The organism is uncultured Campylobacter sp. (genome assembly GCF_938002845.1).
Taxonomy (GTDB): Bacteria; Campylobacterota; Campylobacteria; order Campylobacterales; family Campylobacteraceae; genus Campylobacter_B.
This window is the reverse complement of the sequence record NZ_CALKZP010000037.1, coordinates 39,490-65,410: the sequence shown is the minus strand read 5'-3', so window position 1 is coordinate 65,410 and position 25,921 is coordinate 39,490. Positions and strand designations below refer to the sequence as shown.

Annotated in this window: 25 protein-coding genes; all 25 read left to right on the top strand. The window is 49.0% G+C overall.

All coding sequences use genetic code 11. The annotated features are described in order from the left end of the window. The 25 genes from rpmH to msrB all read left to right on the top strand — a co-directional run bounded on the left by rpmH (window position 1) and on the right by msrB (window position 25,679). Complete coding sequence (gene rpmH, locus Q0224_RS05345; RefSeq protein WP_005873223.1) at window positions 1-135, top strand: 50S ribosomal protein L34; 135 nt, start codon at window positions 1-3, stop codon at window positions 133-135. Further along, a complete protein-coding gene (rnpA, locus tag Q0224_RS05340) occupies window positions 123-458 on the top strand; it encodes a ribonuclease P protein component (protein WP_297949729.1) in 336 nt (111 codons plus the stop codon). The genes rpmH and rnpA overlap by 13 nt, the downstream gene beginning before the upstream one ends. Continuing rightward, window positions 455-802 carry a membrane protein insertion efficiency factor YidD gene (yidD, locus tag Q0224_RS05335; protein WP_297949690.1) on the top strand — a complete coding sequence of 116 codons (348 nt, stop codon included), beginning with the start codon at window positions 455-457 and terminating at the stop codon, window positions 800-802. Before rnpA ends, yidD begins: the two co-directional genes overlap by 4 nt. Next, window positions 792-2,435 (top strand): membrane protein insertase YidC, encoded by a 1,644-nt coding sequence (gene yidC, locus Q0224_RS05330; RefSeq protein ID WP_297949688.1) that lies wholly within the window; start codon window positions 792-794, stop codon window positions 2,433-2,435. The genes yidD and yidC overlap by 11 nt, the downstream gene beginning before the upstream one ends. Then, a complete protein-coding gene (locus Q0224_RS05325; protein ID WP_297949686.1) occupies window positions 2,432-3,187 on the top strand; it encodes a Jag N-terminal domain-containing protein in 756 nt (251 codons plus the stop codon). The genes yidC and Q0224_RS05325 overlap by 4 nt, the downstream gene beginning before the upstream one ends. A 2-nt stretch (window positions 3,188-3,189) precedes the next feature. Further along, window positions 3,190-4,938 (top strand): tRNA uridine-5-carboxymethylaminomethyl(34) synthesis GTPase MnmE, encoded by a 1,749-nt coding sequence (mnmE, locus tag Q0224_RS05320; RefSeq protein ID WP_297949684.1) that lies wholly within the window; start codon window positions 3,190-3,192, stop codon window positions 4,936-4,938. 59 nt (window positions 4,939-4,997) lie between these two features. After that, complete coding sequence (locus tag Q0224_RS05315; RefSeq protein WP_297949682.1) at window positions 4,998-5,879, top strand: lysophospholipid acyltransferase family protein; 882 nt, start codon at window positions 4,998-5,000, stop codon at window positions 5,877-5,879. A 2-nt stretch (window positions 5,880-5,881) separates the two neighbouring features. Beyond that, window positions 5,882-7,285, top strand: coding sequence for an ELM1/GtrOC1 family putative glycosyltransferase (locus Q0224_RS05310; protein ID WP_297949680.1), 1,404 nt, complete (start codon window positions 5,882-5,884; stop codon window positions 7,283-7,285). After that, window positions 7,282-8,358, top strand: a complete 1,077-nt coding sequence (locus Q0224_RS05305) for a glycosyltransferase family 4 protein (RefSeq protein WP_297949678.1) — start codon at window positions 7,282-7,284, stop codon at window positions 8,356-8,358. The genes Q0224_RS05310 and Q0224_RS05305 overlap by 4 nt, the downstream gene beginning before the upstream one ends. Then, window positions 8,355-9,542: an O-antigen ligase family protein gene (locus Q0224_RS05300; protein WP_297949676.1), complete on the top strand. Its 1,188-nt coding sequence runs from the start codon at window positions 8,355-8,357 to the stop codon at window positions 9,540-9,542. The genes Q0224_RS05305 and Q0224_RS05300 overlap by 4 nt, the downstream gene beginning before the upstream one ends. Next, complete coding sequence (locus Q0224_RS05295; RefSeq protein WP_297949674.1) at window positions 9,539-10,357, top strand: polysaccharide deacetylase family protein; 819 nt, start codon at window positions 9,539-9,541, stop codon at window positions 10,355-10,357. The genes Q0224_RS05300 and Q0224_RS05295 overlap by 4 nt, the downstream gene beginning before the upstream one ends. Next, window positions 10,354-11,586: a glycosyltransferase gene (locus Q0224_RS05290; protein ID WP_297949672.1), complete on the top strand. Its 1,233-nt coding sequence runs from the start codon at window positions 10,354-10,356 to the stop codon at window positions 11,584-11,586. The genes Q0224_RS05295 and Q0224_RS05290 overlap by 4 nt, the downstream gene beginning before the upstream one ends. Continuing rightward, window positions 11,574-12,632, top strand: a complete 1,059-nt coding sequence (locus Q0224_RS05285; protein ID WP_297949670.1) for a glycosyltransferase — start codon at window positions 11,574-11,576, stop codon at window positions 12,630-12,632. Before Q0224_RS05290 ends, Q0224_RS05285 begins: the two co-directional genes overlap by 13 nt. Continuing rightward, the gene (locus tag Q0224_RS05280) at window positions 12,629-13,420 is read left to right on the top strand and encodes a polysaccharide deacetylase family protein (RefSeq protein WP_297949668.1); all 792 of its coding nucleotides are present in this window, start codon (window positions 12,629-12,631) and stop codon (window positions 13,418-13,420) included. Before Q0224_RS05285 ends, Q0224_RS05280 begins: the two co-directional genes overlap by 4 nt. After that, complete coding sequence (locus tag Q0224_RS05275; protein ID WP_297949666.1) at window positions 13,417-14,172, top strand: glycosyltransferase family 2 protein; 756 nt, start codon at window positions 13,417-13,419, stop codon at window positions 14,170-14,172. The genes Q0224_RS05280 and Q0224_RS05275 overlap by 4 nt, the downstream gene beginning before the upstream one ends. A gap of 64 nt (window positions 14,173-14,236) precedes the next feature. Continuing rightward, window positions 14,237-16,432: a phosphoribosylformylglycinamidine synthase subunit PurL gene (purL, locus tag Q0224_RS05270; protein ID WP_297949664.1), complete on the top strand. Its 2,196-nt coding sequence runs from the start codon at window positions 14,237-14,239 to the stop codon at window positions 16,430-16,432. Window positions 16,433-16,435: 3 nt separating this feature from the next. Further along, window positions 16,436-17,422 (top strand): molecular chaperone DjiA, encoded by a 987-nt coding sequence (locus Q0224_RS05265; protein ID WP_297949662.1) that lies wholly within the window; start codon window positions 16,436-16,438, stop codon window positions 17,420-17,422. Window positions 17,423-17,531: 109 nt separating this feature from the next. After that, window positions 17,532-18,173, top strand: coding sequence for a hypothetical protein (locus tag Q0224_RS05260; protein WP_297949660.1), 642 nt, complete (start codon window positions 17,532-17,534; stop codon window positions 18,171-18,173). 16 nt (window positions 18,174-18,189) lie between these two features. Further along, window positions 18,190-18,801, top strand: a complete 612-nt coding sequence (locus Q0224_RS05255) for a hypothetical protein (RefSeq protein ID WP_297949658.1) — start codon at window positions 18,190-18,192, stop codon at window positions 18,799-18,801. A 14-nt stretch (window positions 18,802-18,815) separates the two neighbouring features. Further along, window positions 18,816-19,439 (top strand): hypothetical protein, encoded by a 624-nt coding sequence (locus tag Q0224_RS05250; RefSeq protein ID WP_297949656.1) that lies wholly within the window; start codon window positions 18,816-18,818, stop codon window positions 19,437-19,439. A gap of 26 nt (window positions 19,440-19,465) precedes the next feature. Continuing rightward, entirely contained in the window at window positions 19,466-20,497 is a 1,032-nt protein-coding gene (locus Q0224_RS05245; RefSeq protein ID WP_297949654.1) for a hypothetical protein, read from the top strand. 478 nt (window positions 20,498-20,975) lie between these two features. Further along, a complete protein-coding gene (locus tag Q0224_RS05240) occupies window positions 20,976-21,566 on the top strand; it encodes a hypothetical protein (RefSeq protein ID WP_297949652.1) in 591 nt (196 codons plus the stop codon). Between the two features lie 16 nt (window positions 21,567-21,582). After that, window positions 21,583-23,121 (top strand): bifunctional phosphoribosylaminoimidazolecarboxamide formyltransferase/IMP cyclohydrolase, encoded by a 1,539-nt coding sequence (gene purH / locus Q0224_RS05235; RefSeq protein WP_297949650.1) that lies wholly within the window; start codon window positions 21,583-21,585, stop codon window positions 23,119-23,121. Between the two features lie 32 nt (window positions 23,122-23,153). After that, window positions 23,154-23,279, top strand: coding sequence for a hypothetical protein (locus Q0224_RS05230; protein WP_297949648.1), 126 nt, complete (start codon window positions 23,154-23,156; stop codon window positions 23,277-23,279). Between the two features lie 1,335 nt (window positions 23,280-24,614). Next, window positions 24,615-25,679, top strand: coding sequence for a peptide-methionine (R)-S-oxide reductase MsrB (gene msrB / locus Q0224_RS05225; protein WP_297949647.1), 1,065 nt, complete (start codon window positions 24,615-24,617; stop codon window positions 25,677-25,679). The last annotated feature ends 242 nt before the right edge of the window (window positions 25,680-25,921 follow it).

Here is a 25,921-nt window from a genome sequence, read left to right as displayed (position 1 = left end):
ATGAAAAGAACGTACCAACCCCACAATACCCCTAAAAAGCGCACTCACGGCTTTCGCGTCCGTATGAAAACAAAAAACGGCCGCAGAGTTTTAAGCGCAAGACGCGCTAAAGGCAGAAGAAGATTGGCTGCGTAGGCGAGTTCGCTGCGGTAAGCGACAGTAGAGTTTTTTCGGATGTTTATAAAAACGGGGCGAAGTGGCATTGCGAATGCGCTGTCGTGTATTTTTTGGCGAGCGAGCAACGCAGATTTAGCGCGGTCGCCAGTAAAAAAATAGGCAATTCGGTCACGCGAAACCGCGCCAAAAGGCGTTTGCGCGCCGCGTTTTATAATCAAAAAGACGCCATTGTTAGCGGAATTTTTATATTAATCGCAAAAAAGCGGATCATAGATATGAGCTTTGAAGACATTGAGCGAAATTTAAAATGGGCGTTTAAAAAGATCGGCGCAGTAAAATGAAGAGATTTTTTATAGCAGCGATCGGGTTTTATCGAAAATTTATTTCGCCTTTGCTACCGCGCTGTTGCCGTTATTATCCGAGCTGTTCGGAATACGCGCTTTATGAGTTTAAGTTTAACGGCGTCTTTGGCGCGCTCTGCGCTGTAACGGCTAGAATTTTAAGATGCAATCCGCTCTTTAGCGGTGGTATAGATTATCCGATAATCGCGCGAAATTTCAAATTTTGCGTATTTTCTAAAATCCGCAGCAGCAATGCCTCTGCGGATAAATTTAAGCTTTGGTTCATACCATATAAAAAAAATAGATATTACGTCATACGACTAGGAGAAAATAGTGCTAGATAAACTTCCTCAATCAAAGCGCCTTGCTATTGCAATAGCAACTGCGCTCATATTTTTCGTAGCTTACGATCATTTTTATTTATCAAAAATTCGCGCCGCTATGGAGGCAAACGCAACCGCAGCGCAAATCGCGCAAAAAAATGCCGCCAAGTCCGCTCCGCAAACTACCGCCGCTGGCGTGAGCGCGCAGGGAGCGAATTTAAATACCGCAAATTCCATCTCTGCACCGTTAGTGCGCGTGGTTGGCAAAGAAGCAAATTTCACGATCGACGGACTTGGTCGCATAAGCTCATATGTGTTAAACGATGCGAAATTCCGTGACGAAAACGGCGATGCGATAAATTTGATCGATCCTAAATCGCATTCTAAACCGCTTGAGATGCGCTTCGAGGACGCGGCGTTGAATGCAATGGCTTTCGATACTCCTTACAGCGCCTCATCTGGCGAGCTGGACGCACGAAACGGAGAGGCTAGCGTTACATTAAGTCAAAGTTTAGGCGCCGTTAGCATAAATAAAATTCTTACCTTTTATCCGAATGGTAGTTATAAATTGGATCTAAAGTTAAGCGGCAATGCGCGTTATTTTATCAGCCCCGGCTCGCGCCCGAACGTAGAAGTAGATAGCTATACGGTTCACGGCGTCATTGTAGGAAAACCGGGCGACGCTGGAATTTCAGATAAAATCGCTTCATTTTTTACGGGCTCGCAGGCTATAAACGAAAGCGTAGAAATTTTTAAAGATGGCGACGTGGATAAAAACGAGCGAATAAGTGGTGCAAATATCGCTGCAAGCTCGGATCGTTATTATACGACGCTATTTTATGGCAACAATATGGATGTGACCGTGACCGACGCGGATAAAATTTCGCAGGTTTTCATAGGCTCAGACGGTGATCTTAGTCTTACGGGCTATATCGGCGCGAAAGATCACGCGACGCTAAGCTCGATAAATCCTGCTCTTACGCACATTATCGAATATGGCTGGTTTACCTTCATCGCCCGCCCGATGTTTAAATTTCTAAACTGGTTGCACGGCTATATCGGTAACTGGGGCTGGTCGATCGTCGTGCTTACGCTCATCATCCGCCTAATCTTATTCCCGCTAAGTTACAAGGGAATGCTATCTATGAATAAGCTAAAAGATCTGGCGCCCAAGATGAAAGAGCTTCAAGAAAAATACAAGGATGATAAGCAAAAGCTGCAGATGCATATGATGGATCTGTATAAGAAAAACGGCGCCAATCCGATGGGCGGCTGCTTGCCGATTTTACTTCAGATACCGGTATTTTTCGCGATCTACCGCGTGCTGCTTAATGCGATCGAGCTAAAGGGCGCGGAGTGGGCGCTGTGGATCCACGATCTGTCGCTTAAAGATCCATATTACATCCTGCCGATTACGATGGGAATTTTGATGTTTTTACAGCAAAAGATTACGCCGACTACATTTACCGATCCGATGCAAGAGAAGATGATGAAATTCTTACCGCTCATTTTTACGGTATTTTTTGTGATGTTCCCTGCTGGTCTTACGTTATACTGGACGGTCAATAACTTCTGCTCCATTATCCAGCAATACGTCATTAATAAAGCCTTTGCTAGGCATAAACAAGCTCAAATAGCGGAGAAAAAATCATGATAATTGAAGCAGAAAATTTAAAAGACGCATATAATAAAGCAGCAGCTGAGCTGGGATGCTCAGTAACGCAGCTTAACGTGCGCGTGCTGCAGCATCCAAGCGGCGGATTTTTGGGCCTTTTTAAGAAAAATGCTGTAATAGAAGCGGTTTTGGAAGGGGAAAAATTTAGCGAAAATCCGGAACTTAACGCCCCACAAAATAAAGTTGGCAAAGCGGAGAAAAAGCAGAGCGACAAATCAGAGTCTCAAAGTCCGCGCGCCATGCATTCTAAACATCGCAAAGAAAAGCAAAAGGGCGCTGTGACGGATGAAATTCTATCCGATATCAAAGAGAAGCTATCTGCGCTTTTTAGATCAAGCGAGTTTAAGATCGAAGTTAGCGATGTTAGCAAAATCGACGAAAATACCGTCTATATCAAGCTACAAGGCGAGGATAGCGCGCTTTTGATAGGCAAAGAGGGGCACCGCTACAAGGCTCTTTCGTATATGATTTACAACTGGATTAGCATCAGATATGATCTTGCTGTGGTTTTTGAAATCGCGGAATTTTTACAAAATCAAGAACGATTTATCGATTCTTATGTAAATGCACTCGTGGAGCGCTCTGGAAATGAGCGTATCGTCACGAAGGCTTTTGATGGCGCATTTATCAAAATCGTAGCCGACAAGCTAAAACAAGCATATCCGGATCGTTTCGTGGGCATCAAATCCACGCGTAGCGGCAAAATCGTCATCGTAGACGAAAAAAGCTAATCGTGAGCGAGACTATCGCCGCTATCGCTACGGCTCACGGCATCGGCGGAATTTGCATAGTTAGAATTTCAGGCGAGGAAGCGCTATCTATCGCTCTAAGCCTTTCACATCGCAGCTCTTTGCGCCCTCGCTATGCTACGCTTGTGAATCTTTTTGATGCGAGTGGCGAAGCGTTCGGTGAGGCGATTTTGATATATTTTAAGGCTCCGCATAGCTTTACCGGCGAGGATGTCGTAGAAGTGCAGACCCACGGCGGCTTTACGGCTTCGTCCTTGGCGTTAGATGCCGTGCTGGCTCTGGGCGCGCGCATAGCAAATCCGGGCGAGTTTAGTAAGCGAGCGTTTTTAAACGGTAAAATAGATCTTAGCAAAGCGGAAGCCATAAGCGATCTTATAAATTCGCGCTCGCAAAGTGCGGCTAAAATTTTAGCTAGAAACCTGCGCGGCGAGCTAGCAGACTTCGTCGCAAATCTGCGCGCGGCTCTGGTTAAGACGCTAGCTTTTGTCGAGGTTTGCATCGACTACGCAGAGGACGATCTGCCTTCTGACGTGCTGCAAAGCTCGCAAAAGATGCTGGATGAAAATATAAAAAGCCTGGAAAAAATCACCCGCATAAGCCGCAGTCGCAAAGGGCTAATCGAGGGCTTTAAAGTAGCGATCGTAGGCAAGCCCAATGTCGGTAAATCAAGCATTTTAAATTCTATGCTGAGCTTTAGTCGCGCTATCGTGAGCGACGAAGCGGGCACTACGCGCGATCTCATCGAAGAAAGCCTGCAGATAGGCACTCATCTAATCCGTATAGTCGATACTGCAGGTATCAGACATAGCGGCTCAAAGCTCGAAAGTATCGGCATTTCATATTCTCTTCGCGCTGCAAGCGAGGCAGACGTGATTTTGGCGGTGTTTGACGCAAGTCGCGAATGGGACGCCGAGGACGCGCAGATCCTAAAAATACTGCGCGAACAAAAAGACAAAAAAATCATCTACGTTTTAAATAAATGCGACTTGCCGCGTAAATTTCATCCTAGCGTGGAGGATCTTGACGAGGATTTAGAGGCTTTTTCTGAAAAAAATTTCGCAGCCGAAAATCCCATATCAGAGAATTTCACAGCCGAAAATTTAAAGCAAAGTCGGACCTGCGACGCTTCTTTAAATTCCTGCGTGCAGAATTTAAAAGCTAAAAATTTAAAGCCTGACTTAAGCGCGCAAAATTCTACTTCCACAAATTCCGCGCCTACAAGCCAAATAGCTCTTGCGAATTCCATAAATCTGGTGGGGCAGAATTCCGCCGCAAAAGCGGGACTAGTGTCGCCAAATACCGAGCGCGTTACTGCAAGCTGTGCTGCGGGGAATTTTACGAAAGATGATTCCAAACAAAATCCTGTAAATTCCATCGCGCCTAGTAGCTCTGCAATAAATTCTGCTGGGCAAAATACCCAGGCAAATTCCATTTTTACGCCACTTGAAATTTCTGCAAACGAGGGCGTGGATAAAATTTTAACCGCACTTGAGAGCTACTTAAATTCTCAAAATTTCGATGGCCTTATGCTAAGCAACGAGCGGCAAATTCTATCTTGTGAGAGCGCGCTTGCGGCTCTTAAAAATGCGAGCGAGCGCCTGGCTTGCGGCGAGCTTGAGCTTTTTGCATTTGAGATAAATCGCGCGATTGAGGCGATTGCACGTATTTCGCGTCCATTTGAGCGAGACGAGATTCTAGACGAAATGTTTAGCAATTTTTGCCTCGGCAAATAGCGTTTTAGCTACTAATTAGCCAAAATTCAATATAATCTCGTATTTAAAATGAGGTCTTTATGAAGGAAAAAATCCAATATTTTTTGGCGCTGGGTCTGATAAAATTTGCAAAATTCGCCCCGAAAAGCTTCATATTCGCATTTTTCGATAAGCTCGCACTTTTTGCATCGTGGAAGCTTAGCAGGCGCGTTAAAGTCGCACAAGACAACCTTCGCGCCGCCTATCCGCAAAAAAGCGAAAGTGAGCTTCACGCTCTTGCGATCGAGAATTTTCGCAGTATCGCTAGGACGCTTACCGACACGCTTTTATTTTATAATGGTAGACTAAAATTTGATGATCTGATTTCAAACGGCGAGCAGGCGCTAGAGCGCGTCCGAGAGCTAAAAGGTGATAATCCGCACGGGATTTTATTTTTTACCGCGCATTTTGGAAATTGGGAAATTCTAGCTAATTTTTTCGGCGCCAATGGCTTTCCCGTCTCGGTAGTCGGGCGCCGCAGTGATAACGAGCTGATCGAAGAGCGGCTCGTGGCACCCTTTCGTGAGCGCTACGGCAACGATCTTATCTACAAGGACGATGCGATGCGCAGGCTCGTGCAGGCGCTAAAGCAGGGGCGCAACGTAGGCATTCTGCCCGATCAAAAGCCGGGTCCTAAAAATAGCCTGATTACGACTTTTTTTGGACGGCAGTGCTACACTACAAAGACTATCGCGTCGCTTTATTTGAAATTTCGCCCCGTGCTGATCCCGATCTTTGCGCGCCGCGGAGAAGATGATCGCTACGAGATCGTGATAAAGGATTTTCCGTCGCTACCTGAGGGGCTAAATAAGGACGAGGCCGAGCTGTTTATCACGCAAAAATGCAACGACATTTTCGAAGAGGTCGTGCGAACCGCGCCGCAGCAGTGGTTTTGGATGCACAAGCGCTGGAAGATGGATTAGCTATGGCGCGGCAAATTTTAAAAGGTGAGAGCAGACGGGGGGCCATAAGAAATTTATCCGCGCCGCAGGGCTTGCGCCTTTTTATAAAAGAGCAAAGTGCTGTAAATTTAGGCGGTGTCGCACGAGAGGGCAAAATTTTAAATCGCGAAAATTTCGTAGCGATCGCCGCTGCGCGAGAGGGCAAAAATTCGGACCTCAAAAATTTCATATCGGTTTGCGGTCGCCCCTCTTGCACTTTGCGACGCGAAAGCTTTAGAGGTAAAAATTTAAGAGCGGGCGCCTCGGGCTGGGCGTGGCGCGCAGGTAGAGGGTCGTTAAATTTAAACAGCGAAAACTCCGCTGCAAATCCGTCCGCCCCAAAAAATCCGCATCGCAAAGCACTCATCTTAAGCGACGGCCGCAAGGGGCACGAGAACCAAAGTATCGCATTTTGCGAGCTAAAAGGGCTTGATTTTTGCATTTGCAAGATCGCTTACGCAAGCAAGCTTCTTAAACTCTGCTCCTACGCGCTTGATTTTTTCGGACTTTATTTTAAAATTTTTAAGTGCGATCTTGGTGGGAGCGGCACGGCGGCGGACCTCAAAAACGGATCAAATTTAAACAACCCCGCTTTAAACAGCTCCGCCGCGCCGAATGGCGCCAATTCAGACGCCGTATCATATAACGCAAATTTAGATGCTCCGGCAGATCGCAATTTAAATTTCGCAGATTTCGATCTGTTCGTAGGCGCGGGCTCGACGACCTATTACGCGCTGAAATTTTACGCGCGCAGATACGCAAAGCCGAGCGTAGCGCTAATGTATCCGAAAGGCTACCGCAAGGATTTTAGCGTCATCATCGCAGGCGCGCATGATCGCCCGACGTCGCGCGCGAACCTTAAAATTTCGCCCGTCTCGCTTAGCTTTTCGCGCCCGCAGGGGCTGTATCAGCCGCAGCGCAAAGCGGTAGGATTTATCATCGGCGGACCGAATTCCTGCTTTGAGATGGGTGATGAAATTTTAAAGCAGATTGAGGACGTAAGGGCGCAGTTTGCGGACTGCGAGTTTGCGCTAACGACCTCTCCGCGCACGCCGCGGGCTACCGAGAGCGCGCTAGAAAAGCTTAGCTGGGATTACAGCGTGATTTACAGCTGCGAGCCCGTAAATCCGATCGGCGATTTTTTGGCGCAGTGCGAGTGGGTCTTTATCAGCGAGGACAGCGTCTCGATGATAAGCGAGGCTGCATCTAACGGGAGCGCGAGCGTAGCCATTTTGAGTTTAAAACGCAAAGACGCTCATAATAAATTTGACGATTTTATAAGCGCTCTCGTTTCTTCGGGATATGCTAGGCGATACAGCGAGGGTGCGAAGCTAAAAAAGACTGCGAAGTACGATCTTAAGGCGTTTGTGAGGGAGATAAAAATATGAGGGTCGTGCAAATCCTGCCAGAGCTGAACGAAGGCGGCGTCGAGCGCGGCGTAGTCGAGCTAAATAGGGAGTTTACGCGGCGCGGCATCGAAAATTTCGTTATCAGTAACGGCGGCAAATTGGCACCCGAGATAGAAAACGAGGGCGGCGTGCACGTGCAGCTCGACGTTTGCTCCAAAAGTATCCTAAGCGCTCCGGCGCGCATTTTAAAGCTGCGTAAAATTTTAAGCGAGATCGCTCCAGACATCGTGCATGTCCGCTCTCGCGTGCCGGCGTGGCTGGTTAAATTTGCTCGCCCGCGTGCAAAGATCGTAAGCACCGTGCACGGGATAAATTCCGTAAATTTCTACAGCAAAATCATGACCGATGCGGACGCGATCATCTGTCCTAGCGGCTATGCGCGCGATCACGTAGTGCGAAGCTACGGCGCGGATGCGGCCAAAATCACGATCATTCCGCGCGGTATCGATCTAGAAAAATTTAATCCCAAAAATTTAGACGAGCGCTTCATTGCAGAATTTCGGCAGAATTTTAACCTCGCGCAGGATGATTTCATCGTCTCTGCCGTGGGGCGCATCACGCAGATTAAGGATTACAAAACCCTGATCCGCGCCGCGGCTTTAGCAAGCGAACAAAATCTTAAAATTTTGATCGTAGGCGGCGTGGGAGCGGGTCGCGACGAGTATTTTTCCGAGCTAAAATCGCTCGTAGCTGAGCTTGGCCTGGACGAGCGCGTAATTTTTACGGATTCGCAGAGCAAGGTAGCCGAAATTTACTCGCTCTCGTCGGTCACGGTAAGCGCTTCGAGCAAGCCCGAGAGCTTCGGGCGCTCGATGGCTGAGGCGATCGCGCTGAATTGCCCGGTGATCGCGACCCGTCACGGCGGCGCGCTCGATATTATCAAAGAGGGCGAAAACGGCTATTTTTTTGACGTAGGCGACGCGCAGGCGCTGGCGGGGCTGTTTGCCCCCGCGCGCGAGCTGAAATTTGACGGCTACGGCTATGTTTCGCAAAACTTCAGCCTAGAGCAGATGGTAGAAAAAACGATAAAGGTTTATGAGAGTTTAATATGAAAAAAATTTTTTACGAAAACGGCGCGCCTAGCGGCTGGAGAATCACATTTTTAACGCTGCTGCTTCTTTGGTGCGCGTCGCTATTTTTTAAAAACGCGGTCTATCAGATCTCCTTTGCAGCGCTAAATTTACTCTTTTTGGTGCATCTATTGTATTTTAAAAACTACGCAATCCTAAGCGAAATTTTGAAAAAAACGCGATTTATCGCGATCTGCTTCGTCTGTTTAGTGGCGACGCTAGCGATCTCAAACCTCCTAAACGAGGCTGTTATCTCAAAAAAAGCATGGCAGAGCACGCTATTTTTCATCCTTCGATACGGTACGATATTTTTGACGCTTTGCTATTTTTACAAGCTTAAATTCTTTGATCAGAGCGTCGTTTTTGCCTTTTTGTTCGTGGGGCTTGGGATTTTATCGGTGAGCGTGATCTATCAGTTTGCAAACAGCAGCGACGCAATCGTCTTTTCAAGCGATTCTGTTCGCGGCGGACTTAGCGGATCGCTTTCGAACCGCAATATTTTAGGGCTTTTTATGGGCTTTGGGCTCTGCCTTAGCGCGGTGGCGATACGGCGGCCTTTGGCGCTTAAATTTGCGGCTCTATTTTTGTTTGCATTTTTTATGATCTTTTCATTTTCCAGAGCGGCGTGGGTTGGCGCGTTTTGCGCGCTTGTGTTTTACGGCGCGTTAAATTTAAAGAGCCTAAACAAAAAATACCTGCTTTTCACGGTAGGCTTTATCGCGATTTTTGCTGTTTTGCTTGCGCTTTCGCCGTCGTTTGAGCAAAGGCTAGCCGCGCTATTTAGCGGCGATTCTTCGGGTAGGACCGTGATTTGGAGCTATATTTTGGAAATGGCGCAGCAAAAGCCTATCTTGGGCTACGGGCTGGGCTCATATATAAATTTGCCGGGCTCCCCGGTCCTTGAGCATCCTGAATACAACGCGCCGCACAATCTATTTTTAGAAATTTTACTTTATAGCGGCGTGTTCGGCCTCATCTTTTACGGCTTGATTTTATTTAGCGTTTTTAAAGAGTGCATTCAAAGCAGGCAGTTTGGGGTTCTTACGCTTCTAATCTATCTTTTGATAGATTGCCAGTTCGACCACGGCGCGTATCTGTCGAAAGAGGCGCTAAGTCTGGCTACGATTTTGAGTTTTTTGGCATATCGCATGAGGATCGAGCGATGATCTACGCGGCGGTTTTGGCTTTTGCGGCGGTAGCGCTTTTTGCGTGGTTTTGCCTGCGCTTTGCGTGGTGGGCGAAGGATCTGCCTTACGAGTATCCGCGCGTGCTGATGTATCATATGATCCGCGAGCATCTGCCAAAGCATGCCTCTAAATTTAACCGCCTGCGCGTGACCCCCGCCGCGTTTGAAAAACAGCTTGCATGGCTGAAGCGAAGCGGTTTTACGAGCTACACTTTAAGCGAGCTTGCAAGTTTGGATAAAAAGCCTGCAAAGGCGGTTTGTATTACCTTCGACGACGGGTATCGCGATAATCTCACGGGCGCTCTGCCGATACTTCAAAAATACGGCTTTAAGGCGACGATTTTCATCGTGAACCGGCGCTTTGACGGGGATTGGGCGACCGATAAAGATCTGAAAAAATCAAGCGATGAGCTAAATCGCGAGGAGATGCTAAGCGACGAGGAGGTCCGCGAGCTTTTGCGAAGCGGGCTTATCGAGATCGGTTCGCATACGCTGGATCACGCAAACTTGCCTAGCCTGGATCCGCAAGAGCAGCTGCGCCAGATGAGTGAATCAAAACGCGAAATAGAGGCGAAATTTGACATCCCTTGCAGCGCCTTTGCCTATCCGTTCGGCTTTTACGACGAGATTAGCGTGCGCTGCGCGCGCGAGGCGGGCTTTAGCTGCGCCGTTACGACGCAAAACGACGTATTCCGTCCACACTACTCAAACTTTGAAATTCCGCGCATCATGGTTAGCGGCAGACAGGGGCTTTTTAGCTTTATTTTGAAGATGAAGAAGGGCAGAAATAGATGAAAATCGCCTATCTTTGCTGCTCCAGATTTTACGGCGGCGTCGAAAAGATCGTGATCGACTCGCTAAATGAGCTTTGCAAAAGCGCGCAGACGGCGCTAATCGTGCCCGATAGATGCGAGTTTTTGCAGCGTCTGGATGCGCGCGTGCAAATTTATCAGTACAAAAGCCGCGACAAGCGCTACAATCCGTTTTTGTTCGCTGAAATTTATCGGTTTTTACGCTCGGGCGGATTTGAAATTTTGCATTCGCACGGCGCTAAAGCCGCGCAGATCGGCTTTGTGGTCGAAAAATTTTTAAGCCTTAAGCTTGTTGCGACCAAGCACAACGATCGCAAGGCGCCGGTTTTCGATCGCGTGCGAAACGTCATCGCAGCCTCGCGCAAGGTCGCAACCACGATAAATCACGCCGCGAAGGTGATATATTTCGGCATAGAGCCGCGGCGGGAGTTTGCAAATCGTGAAATTTTCGCGCTCTGCAAGGAAGCGGAGGGTGCCGCAAACGTGGCGTCCAAGGAAACAAAGGGTGCGCGCGGCGACTCGGCTGGCGTTGCGGGTGCGTCGCAAAATATGGCTTACGCTGCGGACACGTCGCAAGATATGCCTGATAGGGCGAGTGTATCGCAAGATAGGGCTTTGGATGCGGACGCATCGCAAAATAAGACCAGCAGCGTATTCGTATCGCAACAGGGCGCAAACGCAGCGGCGGAAAATTTTAAATTTAGCATCGTCGCGGTCGGCAGGCTCGATAAGATCAAGGGTTTTGATCTTTTGATCCGCGCCGCAAGCGAGCTGAAATTCGATTTCGAGCTTAAAATTTACGGTCAGGGTGGCGAGAGGCAAAATTTGCAAAATTTAATCGATTCGCTAAAATTGCAGGACCGCGTGCGGCTATGCGGCTTTTGCGACGACGTTGCGGCTGTGCTTGCCGCATCGCACCTGCACGTCATCAGCTCGCGCAAGGAGGGCTTTCCGGTGATTTTGATCGAAGGTATTTTTTATTCGCCCGTGCTGATATCTACCCGCGTGGGCGGAATTTCGGAAATTTTAAGCGAAGAGTTTTTGTATGAACCGGCGAATCTAGGCGCTAAAATCGATGAAATTTACCGCACTTACGGCAAATACGCACGGGCTTTTGCGCAAAAACACGCCAAGTTCAAGCAAACTTTGACGCTGCAAAATTATATTAGCTCGCTTAAAAATTACTACGAGGAGCTGTTATGCGAAGCCTAAAGATCGTGCATTGCGGCATTTTCAACGAATACGACGACGGCAGTTTTTTCTACGGCATGGAGCGCAAGATCAGCCACGGGCTCATCCGCAGCGGACATTTCGTCTATGATTTTAGTTACCGCGATTGGGAGCGGAGCCTGCGCTTTTGCGGGCTGAAAAACAGCGGGTTAGCTAAAATGAACGCCAAACTCGTGCGTATCTGCGAAAACATCGGCGCCGATCTGCTTTTAATCGGCAAGGTCGAAAAGATAAAATTTGATACTCTAAGCCGCATCAAAAAGCTACTGCCGAAGATCAAAATAATCCAGTGGTATGCAGATTTAAGAAGCGCCGATAGCGGCGATTTTAATAAAATTTCCCTAGCCGATGCGTTTTTTTGCACTAATGCTACGGATCTGGCGGAAATTTCGCGCCGCAATCCAAATACCTTAGTTTCGTTTATGCCCAATATCTCGGATGCCGCATTCGATAGAAATTTTGAGTCGGAAAAGAGCCACGACGTCCTTTATATCGGCAACGACTACCTGCCTAACAGAAAGGAATTTATCGAGACTCTAAAACAGCTATGCGCTAAAGAGGGGATCGAGATTAAAATTTACGGAAGTTTAGGCGAGCCGCTTGTATTTGGGGAGCGGTTTCAGCAAGAAATTTCGCGCTCTAAAATAGCGATAAATTTTAACGCGGATGACGGCGTTTGGAAGCCGAATCAAAGTAAAATTTTATACTCATCCGATCGAATGGCTCAATTTATGGGGTGCGGAGTTTGCACATTCAGTCCCGCTATAAAGGGCTTGGATAGACTTTTTATCGATGGGTGCGATGTCGTATATTTTAGCGATGTAAAGGATTGTTTTGCCAAGATCAAAGAATGCTTGCAAAACGGAAGTTTCGAGGCTATCGGCAAAAATGGTCGGGCTAGGGCGCTAGAAATTGTAAATGCCACGCGCGTATCTAAATTTATGCTGGAGCTGACATTTGGCTTGATGCTTAGCGAGCCTTACGAATGGCGCGAGTTCGTCTATAAAAACGGAGAGAAATTCAGATGATTTATTTTGTAGCCTTTCTGATCTTTGCCGCCGTAGCGGGCGTTTCGCTGCGGTATAACTGGTGGCGGATCCCGCAGGGCTGGCATAAGGCGCGGGTGCTGATGTATCATAGCGTAGAGGAGCACAAGGGCGATAAATTCGACAAATGGCGGCTGAAGCCTGCGGATTTTGAAAGACAGATCGCGTGGCTTGCGAAAAATGGCTTTAAAAGCTTTAAGCTTAGCGAGCTTATCGCGCTAGAGCGGCTGCCTAAAAAGGCGGTTTGCATCACATTCGATGACGGGTTTGAAAATAATTTTACCGACGCCTTTGAAATTTTGAAAAAATACAATTTCAAAGCGAGCATATTTTTGGTCCCGGACGCCGCGCAAAACGACTGGGAGCGCGCTAACACGACCCATCTTGCGCGGATGCTAAGCGAGGAGCAAATTTTAAAAATGCAAGCAAGCGGGCTGGTGGAGTTCGGCGCACATACGATGCACCACGTAAATTTAGACCTTACTTACGCGAGCGATCCGCAGCTCGCCGCAGACGAGATCATCGAATCCAAGGCTCGCGTAGCGCGTATTTGCGCTCAGCCGTGCGAGGTGTTTGCCTACCCGTACGGTAAATTTAACGACGAAATTTTAAATATCGCTAGATCAAATTTTAAAGGCGCGGTGGTCGTCAAGCGTGGACTTTACGAGGTAGGCGACGACAGATACGCCGTAAAGCGTATCGGCATTTTGGGTACGGAGGGGTTTTTTGATTTTTGGCTGAAATTTACAAGGATAAGGAACAAACTATGATTAAAGCGTCCGTTTATGCAATAGTGATGAATGAGGAGCGCCACATCGAGCGTATGCTGCGTAGCGTGGCGGATTTCGCCGAGATCATAATCGTCGATAGCGGCAGCACCGATGCCACGCTGCAAATCGCGCGTAAATTTACCGATAAAATTTACCATCACGACTGGCGGGGCGAGGGGGTGCAGAAAAACTACGCGTTTTCGCTATGTAGCAACGAATGGGTGCTAAATCTCGACGGCGACGAGGAGGTAAGCCCTGAGCTAAAAGGCGAGATAGAGGAGTTTATGAGCCAGAGCGATTATTCGGCGCTGGATATTAAATTTCATGAATACTCGCTCGGGCGCAAGTGCTCGGATCTCGTGCGCAAAAATACTCACATCCGCTTCTTTCGCAAGGAGTGCGGCGAGTATAAAAATATGGGAGTACACGCGCAAATTTCGATCGTAAAGGGCGCGGTGAAAAAGAGCAAATTTTGCATCAATCACTTTAGCGAAAAGCCGATCGCCGAGCTCGTTATGAAAAACAACAACTACTCCACGCTGCGCGCGCAGGGGGATTTTGAGAAGGGTAAGAAGCCGAGCCTTGCGAAGCTTTTGCTGATCTATCCGTTTGCGTTTTTTAAATCATACATTTTGCGCAGATCGCTTTTTGACGGGCGCAAGGGATTTATCACGGCAAACATTAACGCATTTTACGCGTTTTTAAAAGAGGCGAAACTTTACGAGAAGTATCTTAAAAAGGGCGAAGATTAATCGAAATGATAGAAAATTTTAGCTATCATACGGACCTAAATTTAACGGCGAAAAGGGCGAAAAAATGGACAAAAAAGTAGTAGCGGCACATAAAATTTCAGACGAAGAATATGAAAAAATTTTAAAAATTTTAGGTCGCGAGCCAAATCTGCTCGAGCTTGGGATTTTTAGCGCGATGTGGAGCGAGCACTGTAGCTACAAATCGAGCAAAAAATACTTAAGCGGCTTTCCGACCAAGGCGCCTTGGGTTATCCAAGGCCCCGGTGAAAATGCAGGCGTCATCGACATCGGCGGCGGCATGGCTGCGGTTTTTAAGATGGAAAGCCACAACCACCCTAGCTTCATCGAGCCGTTTCAGGGCGCTGCGACCGGCGTGGGCGGGATACTGCGCGATATCTTTACGATGGGCGCGCGCGTCGAAGCCAATATGAACTCGCTTCGCTTCGGCGAGGTGCGAGGAAGAAGCGAGAATGCACGAAAGCAGCGCTATCTGCTTAAGGGCGCGGTTGCCGGCATCGCGCACTACGGCAACTGCATGGGCATCCCTACGATCGGCGGTGAGACAAGCTTCGATAAGAGCTTTGACGGCAACATTTTAGTTAATGCCTTTGCTCTTGGTATCGTTAAAAAGGATGAAATTTTCTACGGCAGGGCCGAAGGCGTGGGCAACAGCGTGATCTACGCGGGCTCTAAGACGGGGCGCGACGGGCTCGGCGGAGCCGTGATGGCGAGCGATAGCTTTAACGACGCAAACAAATCTCTGCGCCCGACGGTGCAGGTGGGCGATCCGTTCGCCGAAAAGCTGCTGATGGAGGCGTGCTTGGAGCTTTTTAAGACCGACTACGTCGTGGGTATCCAGGATATGGGCGCGGCGGGGCTTACTTCAAGCAGCTTTGAGATGGCGGGGCGCAGCGGCAGCGGCATGAGGTTAAATTTAGACTGCATGCCGATGCGCGAGGAGGGGATGAGTCCGTATGAGCTGATGCTGAGTGAGAGTCAAGAGCGCATGCTGATCTGCGCCAAAAAGGGCTGCGAGGAGAAAATCAAAGAAATTTTTGCTAAATGGGATCTTGATGCCGCCGTAATCGGCGAGGTGACCGATAGCGGCAAGATGGAGCTTTTTTGGCACGGCGAGCTGGCGGGCGTCATTCCGATCGAGCCGCTTAGCGAGGCGGCTCCCGTGCTGGATCGCCCGATAAAAGAGCCTGCATATATGGCGCAGATCGCGCGGCAAAATTTATGCGGCTGCGGCGCGAGCGAGCGCGAGCTGGACGCGGCGTTTGATAAAATTTTTGAGGACCCCGAAGTGCTAAATAAATCCTACATCTACGATCAATACGATGCCAACGTGGGGTTAAACTCCGCTAAGCGTCCCGGCATGCTGGGCGCTGCGGTGATGCGAGTTAAGCAAAACGGCGTCAAGCTCGCGATGGCTGCGGACTGCAACACGCGGATGAATTACGTCCATCCTCGCATAGGCGCGGCGCTAGCGGTAGCATCGGCGGGGCGAAAGGTCGCGATGAGCGGCGCGACGCCCTTAGCTATCACAGACTGCCTAAACTACGGCAATCCGCAAAATCCAGAGGTTATGTGGCAGTTCGCGCAGGGCTGCGAGGGGATCAAGCAGGCTTGTGCCGCGCTAAATACCCCCGTCGTAAGCGGCAACGTAAGCCTATATAACGAAACGGGCGGCGTTAGCATCCAGCCCACTCCCGCGATCGTCTGCGTGGGCACAAACGAGGGCGAGATCATCCCTAGCGATTTTTGCGCTAGCGGCGTGAGCGTCTATCTGGTAGGCGATACGAAGGGCGTTTTTGCGGGCTCGCTTTATATGAAAGCGGTAGAAAACCGCGTCGCAGGCAGCCTGCCAGAGTTAAATTTAAAAATCGAGCGCGCTTTGTGGGATTTCGCGATAGAAGCCGGCAAGAGCGGGGTTTTGGCATTTGCAAACTCTGTAGGTATCGGCGGCGTAGCGATCACGCTTGCGAAGATGGCGTGCGTAGGCGGCGTAGGCGGCGAGTTTGAGATGAGCTGCGACGATAGTAGAGATATTTTCGACGAGAGCTTTTCGCGCGCGATTTTCGGCGTGCGCGACGAGGCGGAATTTAAAGAGCTGGCCGCAAAATACGGGCTAAGCTTGATGCGCCTAGGCACCAGCGGCGGCGAAGAGTTTCGCATAAATTCCGTCCGTAAAAACGTAAACGCGCTAAAAGAAATTTACTTCGGCGAGTTTGCCAAGATCGTAAAGAGCGAAGATTAGCGCGTGCTCGGCATCGTATTTCTTTTAATCGCGCTTTATATTTTCGCTCAGATCGGCGGAGTTTTCGGTAACTCCGGCTATCGCGGCAAGGCGCGAATGCAGCTAGGAGAGGCTAAAATTTTAGTAGCGCTTCTAGCCAAGGTTGCCAAAAGCGACGGGCACGTAAGCGAGTCCGAAGCTGCGATGATAAGCGAAATTTTGGACGATTTGGTGCGCCAAATGGGCGCCGGCGAGCGCGAACGCGAGGCGCTGAAGCTCGTTTACAAAGTCGAGAAAGAAAGCCTTGCAAACGTGCGCGAGCTCGCCGAGAAATATAACCAAACCTACCGCCCGAGCCCGAGCCGCAAAACTGGGCTAATCTATTTCTTTTTAAATTTAGCCTACGTCGATCGCGGTTTTAGCGCGGCAGAGCGGCGCACGATCTCGCAGATCTGCGACGGATTGGGCTTGCCCGAGCATATCCAAAGCCAGATGTTTGCGACCTTTGAGCGCAGCTTTTACGGCACATATTACGAAAACGGCGGCTCGCAAAGCAGCTCCGCTTACGACGAATACGACGGCTATAGCACAAGAAGCGGCGGGTATTGGGACAAATACGGCGGCAGAAGCACCGGCGGCTACGGAAGCAGCAGTTACGGCGGCGGCACCGGCTACGGATATGGCGGCACGGCGGGTTCGGGCTACGGAGGCTCGCAAAGTTCTAGCGGCTCATACGGCGGCGGATATTCTGGTGGATATGGTAGTGACTATTCGGGCGGCTCGCAAAGCTCTGCTAAAAGCAAAAGAGATCCGTATGAAATTTTGGGACTCTCCAAGGACGCTACGTTTAGTGAGATCAAGAAAAAATATCGCGAGCTCGTTAAAAAATACCACCCCGACATCCTGATGGGCAAGGGCGCAGACGAGGAGATCATCCAGGAGGGCACGAAGAAGCTTCAGGAGATCAACGAGGCGTATAAAATTTTAAAGGAGCGCTTCGGCGAGAAGTAGGGCGAGCAAATTTTAAAATTTGAGGGCGCAAAACGCCTTGAAATTTTGAGGTAGGGCTCGCGATACGCCGACAAGGTGCGGCGAAAGATTAGAATTTAAGGAGTGATGAATGAAAAATTTTATAGTTTTTGCCGTTTTGGCGGCACTACTTGGAGGATGCGCGAGCAAAAAAGATCAAAGCAAGATTGCCCGATCGGAAGATAGCGTATTGCTAAGTTATGACAGAAATATTTCTACTGAGTACCGAGCTCATAACGGAAAGCTTTATAAAAACGGTAAAGTGTTAGGCAAATATCTTACAGCACCGGGACTTGGTATGCAGATTTATACGGATGAAATGGGAAATGGTTATATAGATCCCAGTGCGATAAAGGAACATAATTCTAAAAAAATTACGGAGATAATATTCGTTCCGAACGAATTTCTTAAAGTAATCTCTTTTAGCCATAATGACGGCGTTTGTAAAGCATTGTCCGCAGGAAAATATGTACATATAAAGGAGTATATCACTATATATTCACGAGGTGAGCCGATCGTGGCATATAGTTATGATGTTTTGATGTCAAGAAAAGGAATGGGGAAAATTTCATCCAGGTATGATTTCGTTAATGAAAAGTTATCTTATGTGGATAAAAAAATTTTAGAAAAACTAAATTCGACAGTAGCAGATCATGTGAAAAAATCCGTCGTGCTTAGCGGTGCTACGCTTCTTGGTCTGCTTTGCAGAGAAAAGTCTAAAAGGTTGGATTAAATTTAAGGAGTGATGAATGAAAAATTTTATAATTTTAGCTGTTTTGGCGGCACTACTTGGAGGATGCGCGATATTGCGCCCGGCTAAGAGCGACAAGGAGTTTAAATTTTACGACGGCAACAAAACTGTGATCTATAAATTTGCGGGCGAGGATCTGTATGAAAACGGCAGAAATTTAGGCTCTTATTCTATGGATAGAAGCGAGTTTAGGATGCTTGTGCTCGACGAAGCGGGCAAGTCTTACGGCAATAACTACAAGTCTGCGCTGAATGCTAAGAGGATGAAATTTTATCTTTTTAACGATGAAAGGGCTATGGTATTTAGCATTTGGCATAAAGATGGGATTTGCAGCGTCTATAATGCAGGCAGATACGTAAATTTCGACTATACTTCAAATATGTTTAAAGACGGCGATTGGCTTTATGCGGACGGTAGAATTTCAAAAAGCGAGAGCTCGGTGCAAAATATGAGCTCGAAAGGACTAAGCGCATATAAAAATATGAATTTTGAAAAAGCGATCGATCGCAAAGATACGAAATATATCGCGGAGGACTTGGCTGTGGCTGGATTTTTCAAAAAGGCGACCGAGGGTCTTAAAACCATGATTTTAGACGATTTTTGCAGATAAACTTCGGGGGAGTTATGGATAAAATTAAAATTTTAGCGCTGCTTGCGGCGGTCGCGCTGCTCGCAGGCTGTATGAAGGTAAAGTATTCGCAAGCCGAGCTACATCCGGAAAATTCCGTGATGATGAGCTACGACGGGCAGACCGTCACCGAGTATAAAATTTCAGGCGGCGTGCTTTTAAAAGATGACGCAATCTTAGGAAGATATGAAAAGGAGGGCTCCAATCTCTATCTATTTACGGACGAAAGAGGAGTCGGCACGGCTAAGGATCAAATTTCGCAACGAGGTCTAAATAAATTTACGATCTACGTTTTTACGCCCAATAAAGAGCTACGAATCGCTGAGTATTCCGCGAGCGGCAGCGTTTGCAAGGCATTTGCGGAGGGCAAATTCGTAAACCTGACAGAGCACTTTAGCGGCTACGCTTCCTCCGCGCCGCTTTATTCATACTCGTTTTCGGCTTCGGTGTCGCAAAGCTCCAGCGCAAACGTGATCTCACGCTATGAATACGTGGGCTCAAGACTAAAAAATAGTAGGGCGTTTTTGCAAAGCCCGCATACGGCTCTAGGCAATACGGTTAAAGAGAGCATCGAGTGGCACCAAGACAAATTGCGCGATATTTGTAAGTTAAAATTTTAAAACCAAACCAACACGAAAGGAAAAACATGGGATTTTTATCCAAAGACGAAGAGCCGCATAGGCAGGGCGCCAAAAAGGCGGCGAAGCAACCGCCGATCTTGATGAAGCAAACGCAAGAGGTGATCACGAATATCGAGAAATATCTGGGCGCGCCGCTGCTTACCTATTTTAACTCGGGCGCGGGCAGCGTCTGCGGCAACGACGCGATCAGTATCAACGACCACCTCAAGGGCAAGCATTTCGAAAAGCTCTACCTTTACATCAAAAGCGACGGCGGCAGCGGCATCGCCTCGCTTAAGATCGTCTCGATCCTACGCAACCACTGCGACGAGCTGATCGCGCTGGTGCCTGCAAACTGCGCTTCGGCGGCTACGATGATGGCGCTTGGGGCGAATAAAATTTTAATGGGGCCGCTAGGCTATCTCACGTCGGTCGATACTTCGCTGCGACACGAGCTTTCGCCGGTTACGAACACCAACGATCAAGCCAACGTATCGATGGACGAGCTAAGCCGCGTGGTGAAGCTTTGGAAAAATAACGAGCGCCCGAACGACGAGAACCCGTACAAGGAGCTTTATAAATATATTCATCCGCTCGTTTTTGGCGCCGTCGATCGCGCAAGTAGCCTGTCGCTTAAAATTTGCCGCGAAATTCTGCGCTACCACTTCGAAGATGAGCAAAAGATCGCCTTTATCAGCGACAAGCTAAACAGCGGCTATCCGTCGCACGACTATCCGATCTTATTCAGAGAGGCTAACGAGCTTGGGCTTCAGGTCGAGAAGATGGATACGCGCCTAAGCGAGATGCTTCAAATTTTAAACGAGCTCTACGCCGAGATGGGGCAGCGCACCTTCACCGACTTTGATGAGAACAACTACCACGACAACAACATCGCCAACATCATCGAAATTTCGGGATGCCAGATCTACTATCAGATCGACAAGGACTGGTTTTACCGCGAGGAGGAGAAGCGCTGGATCGTGCTAAACGACGAGAGTTCGTGGCGCAAAAACGAACTCGACGGCAAAAATATTAAAAACAGCATCTATTATATTTAGTGCGGTTTTGGATCTCGTGCCGATTTAAATTTACGGCTTGTAAAATTTAAAGCGGCGCGTAAAATTTAAACGAGCAGCAGCGCAAGGTGCGATTGATGATGACATAGCCGCGCTTATGGATGAGCTAGAAAACAAAATTTGCAGGTAAATTTAAAATTTTAAAAAGCGGCAAAAGCAAGTGCAGCCCGGCTCGGCGATAAAGCTGCGCCGTTAAATTTTAAATTTAGCCGGTTCGCGCAGGTCCTTGCGGCTAAATTTGCGCTGCGGTTTAAATTTACGTTTCGCGCGCGGCTTTTAAATTTAGCCTTTGCAAGCGGCGCAAAATTTTAAAATTTACGTCTGCGCGAGCAAAGCGGCGGCATTTGAAAAGCAAATTTAAAATTTGCGCGCGGTAAATGCGGTAAATTTAGCAAATTTCGCTTTGCCGATTTTCGCTTCATAAATTCGGCAAAATTTTAAAATTTAAAGGGTTTTTGCGATGAAATTTTTTATCTCATCTCTGTTTTTGGTTCTGTCGCTGCTCGGCTGCGCGGGCAAAAACTCGCCCGCAAGCGATAAAACCTACGTTCTTTCAAACGAGCTTGGAGATACGAAATACGCTTTTTACGGCGACAATCTATACGAAAACGGCGCGATTTTAGGCCCTTACGAAACGCGAGGCGATGCGAAGCTTGCGATTTTAGGTGGTAACGGCGCAAATTTAGACAAAAACGCAAAGCTCATAAAACTATATTTTTTCGAGCGCAGATACGGCGCGATCTACGCTGTAAGCCACAAAAACGGGGTTTGCGCCGAGTATAATAAGGGAAATTTCGTAGATTTTAAAATTTTATTTAATATTTTTCAAAGCAAAGAGTGGTTTAATTATAGTGGCGGCATCTCTCCGGGCGGCGAGAGGCTAAAAGAGCTGAGTTCGGCGCGTATGGCGAAATTTAATGGCGCAAAGCTCGGCGCAGCAGATGGAAAGACGAGGCGCGAGTATCAAAAGGCTCGCCGTGAGGCGATTTTGTATTTTCAGCTTAATGCAAACGACATGCGCGAGCTGATTTTTAAAAAATTATGCGAATAAATTAAAAGGAGAAAAGATGAGAGCGTTAATCAGTGTTAGCGATAAGAAGGGCGTCGTAGAGTTTGCCAAAGGGCTGCAGAGGTTCGGATTTGAAATTTTAAGCACGGGCGGCACGCATAAACTGCTTTTGCAAAATGGCGTGAAAGCAACGGAAGTGAGCGAGTACTCGGGTTCGCCCGAGATGTTTGAGGGGCGGGTTAAGACCCTACATCCAAAGATCCACGGCGGAATTTTGTATAAGCGAAACGACGCAAATCACGTAAGCCAAGCCGCGCAGCACGACATCGGCGGCATCGATCTCGTGTGCGTAAATTTATATCCTTTTAAAGCGACCGTAGCTCGCACCGACGATTTTTCCGAGATCATCGAAAATATCGACATCGGCGGGCCTGCGATGGTTCGAAGCGCGGCTAAGAATTTCGCAAGCGTCTATGTCGTCACGAGCCCACTTGATTACGGCGCGGTTTTGCAAAATTTAAGCGGCGCGGACGAGAGCGAGAAGCTGAAATTTAGGCAAAATTTGATGATTAAAGCTTATGAGCACACCGCAGCCTACGACGCGATGATCGCAAACTATATGAACGAGCGCTTTAACGGCGGCTTCGGCGCGAAAAAATTTATCACGGGCAGTAAGGTATTCGATACTCGCTACGGCGAAAATCCGCACCAAAAGGGCGCACTTTACGAGTTCGAGGACTTTTTTAGTAAGCACTTCAAGAGCCTAAAGGGCGAGGCGAGCTTTAACAATATGACCGATATGCACGGCGCGCTGATGCTCGCTAGCAGCTTCGGGAAGGCGCCTGCGGTAGCGATCTGCAAGCACGCCAATCCATGCGGTTTTGCCGTGAAGGGAAGCCTGCTTGAAAGCTACACCGAGGCGCTAAAATGCGATCCCGTTTCGGCATACGGCGGCGTCGTGGCGATAAATGGCGTTTTGGACGAGGAGCTGGCGCATAAAATCAATGAAATTTTTGTCGAGGTAATCCTTGCCGCTCGCGTCACGCCCGCGGCGCTTGCGGTATTTGAAAAGAAAAAGCGTATTAAAATTTTCGAGCAGGGCGGGGAGTTTTTAATTCGCGAAAACGACAAGTATGATTTTAAATTCATTGACGGCGGCTTTGTGTATCAGCAGCGCGACTACGTAGGCGCGGGCGAGGTCGCAAATGCCCGCTGCGTCACCAAGCGCGCGGCGAGCGAGAGTGAACTGGATGATCTAAAAATTGCGTGGCAGATCGCCGCACTTACGAAGAGCAACTGCGTGGTTTACGTCAAAAATCGCGCGATGGTCGCGATCGGCATGGGTATGACGAGCCGCGTGGACGCCGCGCGTGCGGCAGTGGCCAAGGCTCTCGACGTGGGCGTCGATCTGCGCGGCTGCGCGCTTGCCAGCGAGGCGTTTTTCCCGTTTAAAGACAGCATCGAGATCGCCCATGCTGCGGGCGTCGCGGCGGTGGTGCAGCCCGGCGGCAGCATCCGCGACGATGAGGTGATCGCAAGCGCCGACGAGTTCGGCATGGCGATGTATTTTACGGGAGTGCGCCACTTTTTGCACTAAATTTCGCTCACTACAAAGCGTGCGCGATGTAAATGGCTGCGCTCCGCTACGCGGCGAGCGTGATGCTGATCGGACTACTTGCGCTTTGCCATATGGCTGTGCGACAACGATTTAGCTGTGCGATATATCGTTTTGTAACGGGCGCGGTGCGGATCTAATGCACAGTGCTTTGTTACGCGCCAACGCGGTGCGGACCCGGCCGCCTCTATTACAAAGCGCGCGATGTAAATGGTCGCGCTCCGCTACGTGGCGGAGGCAGTGCGAATCCGACTGTTCGCGCTTCGTTATACTACTGCGCGGCGCGGGTTTAGCTGCGCGACATACCGCTTCGTAGCGGTGCGGCACAATCTAAATTAAATCATTCGCCGCCCCTGAATGGTCGCGAAATTTTATCTAGCAGCCGCAGCGCGAAAATTTTAAATTTAATCGCGCACGCAGCGGATGGGTTCGCGCCTCGTCGCCGTACAACGACACACAAATTTTATCTCGCAGCGCGAAAATTTCATGGCGCCCATTTTGCGTTGAAATTTCGGCGCCGTTTCGCAGTAGATACGGAGCGGAGTATAAATTTTTAAGGCGGTGCCTCGTCGCGATCGGGCGCGCGCATAGACAAATTTTAATCGTGCTGCGAGCAGATGGACGCCGTGCCGCAACCTAAGCGGCGTGTAGAAAATTTAGCCGCGCGGTGGATAAGTGCCGTGCCGCGATCACAGCGGTGCGTAGATAAAATTTTAAATGCGGCAAAGCAGCGGGCGCAGCGCAAAGCTTCCGTCTCGCGAGCAGTCCGTGCCCTCGCAAAACGGCGCCTGCGGTAGAATTCGGCCGCGTCGTAAAACTCGCAAAGGCGCTAATCAGGCTCAAATCACGGTTGCGCAGCGGTAAAATTTTAATTATCGAGACGGTAGCAAAATCTAGCCGCGAGGCGCGACAATAAAATTTCGCGCCGCAATAGGGCGTATCAAAATCTCTAAATCCCCACGTAAGCTGCGATGAATGGATAAATTTCACGCGAGCCGTAGCGCAGGCGAATGGGCGGCGCAAGGGTCTCGCTCGTAAAAGGGACAAATTTCATCGTAGCGCAGGGGCGATGAAATTCTAACCCTGCAGCGGTAGCGAAATTTTAATTCCTGCCGCGGCGATCAAATTCAACCGCTTGCCGCGTTAGCAAAATCCGGTCTCCGCTGAAGCGGTAAAATTTTAATCTTGGCGGCGGCGGTAAAATTTCAGCCCTCGTTATAGCATAGAATTTTAACCGCTTGCGAGGAGGTAAAATTCCGATGCTGTAGCGCGCCGCGAGGATAAGATAAAATTTTTGGTCCTGCGTCACTACGGCGATAAAATTCTAATTCTGCGGCGACGGCGAGCGAAAGCCCCGATCCTGCGGCGATAAAATTTGGGTACCGATCCGCCGTAAGCGATAAAATTTCTCTCTTTCACTCTCGCTTCATTTAGAGATTGTAAAATTGCGCAAAATTTAAAACGAAAGGATCAAAATGAAAATTTTCAAAACCTTAATCTGCCTCTTTGCTTTGGCGGCGGGTTATTTAGTAGCGCTAAATGCCGCAGACGGCAGCGCGGCGGACGCAAATTTTAAAGTTAAAGGGGGCGGCATGAACGCAAACGTGAAAGAAATTTATCTGGCAGGCGGCTGCTTTTGGGGCATGGAGGCGTATTACAAACAGCTCGACGGTATAGTCGCGACGCAGGTAGGCTACGCCAATGGCAAGAGCGATAAGGCAAGCTACGAAGGGCTGCATAGCAGCGATCACGCCGAGACGCTACACTTAAAATACGACGCCAACGTCATCAGCGAGCCTGAAATTTTGGCGCATTATTTCCGCATCATCGATCCATTTTCGATCGACAAGCAGGGTAACGACCGCGGGCGCCAATACCGCACGGGCATCTATTACGCCGACGAGGCGAGCGGCGAGCTGGCGCGCTTTTTCATAGCGGCGCAGCAGGCGAAATTTAAAGAAAAGATCGCCGTCGAAGTGGCGCCGCTAAAAAATTTCGTCCGCGCCGAGGAGTATCATCAGGACTACCTCGGCAAAAATCCCGGCGGATACTGCCACATCGATCTGCGCCTAGCCAAAAAGCCGCTTGAGGACGATGAGAAATTTAAAGTGCAAAGCAAGGAGGAGCTGAAGAAAAATTTAACCGAACTTCAGTATCAAGTCACGCAGGAAAAGGCGACTGAGCGGCCGTTTTCGAGCGAATACGACAAGAATTATAAAAAGGGCATCTACATCGACATCGTGTCGAAAAAGCCGCTTTTTTCATCCACTGATAAATTTGACGCGGGCTGCGGCTGGCCGAGCTTTTCAAAGCCGATAACGACCGATGCGATCGCGTACGCGCAAGATGACAGCCACGGCATGCAGCGCGTCGAGGTCTCAAGCCGCGTAGGAGGCAGCCATTTGGGGCACGTCTTTGATGACGGGCCGAGAGAGAAGGGCGGTATGAGATACTGCATCAACGGCGCGAGTTTGAAATTTATCCCGCTTGAGGAGATGGACGCGCTAGGCTACGGGGATTATAAAATTTACGTAGAATAAGCGTCGCTTTCTGGGCTAGCTCGCGATCAAGCGGCTGCGGGTTTGGCTTGCGGCTGGGCGGTTTATCAGTTCGGTTGCCGATCGGTTGGCGGTATATTGCTTCGGCGGTCAGTCGTTTTGTAACTCGAGTGCGCACTCCTCTAGTCTGCGGCTACTGCTTTTGGCGGTCGGTCGGTTTTATACGGCTCGGCTATCGATAAATTCGGCGGCTGGTCGGTTGTTTGAGGACTGGTCGGTTGCCG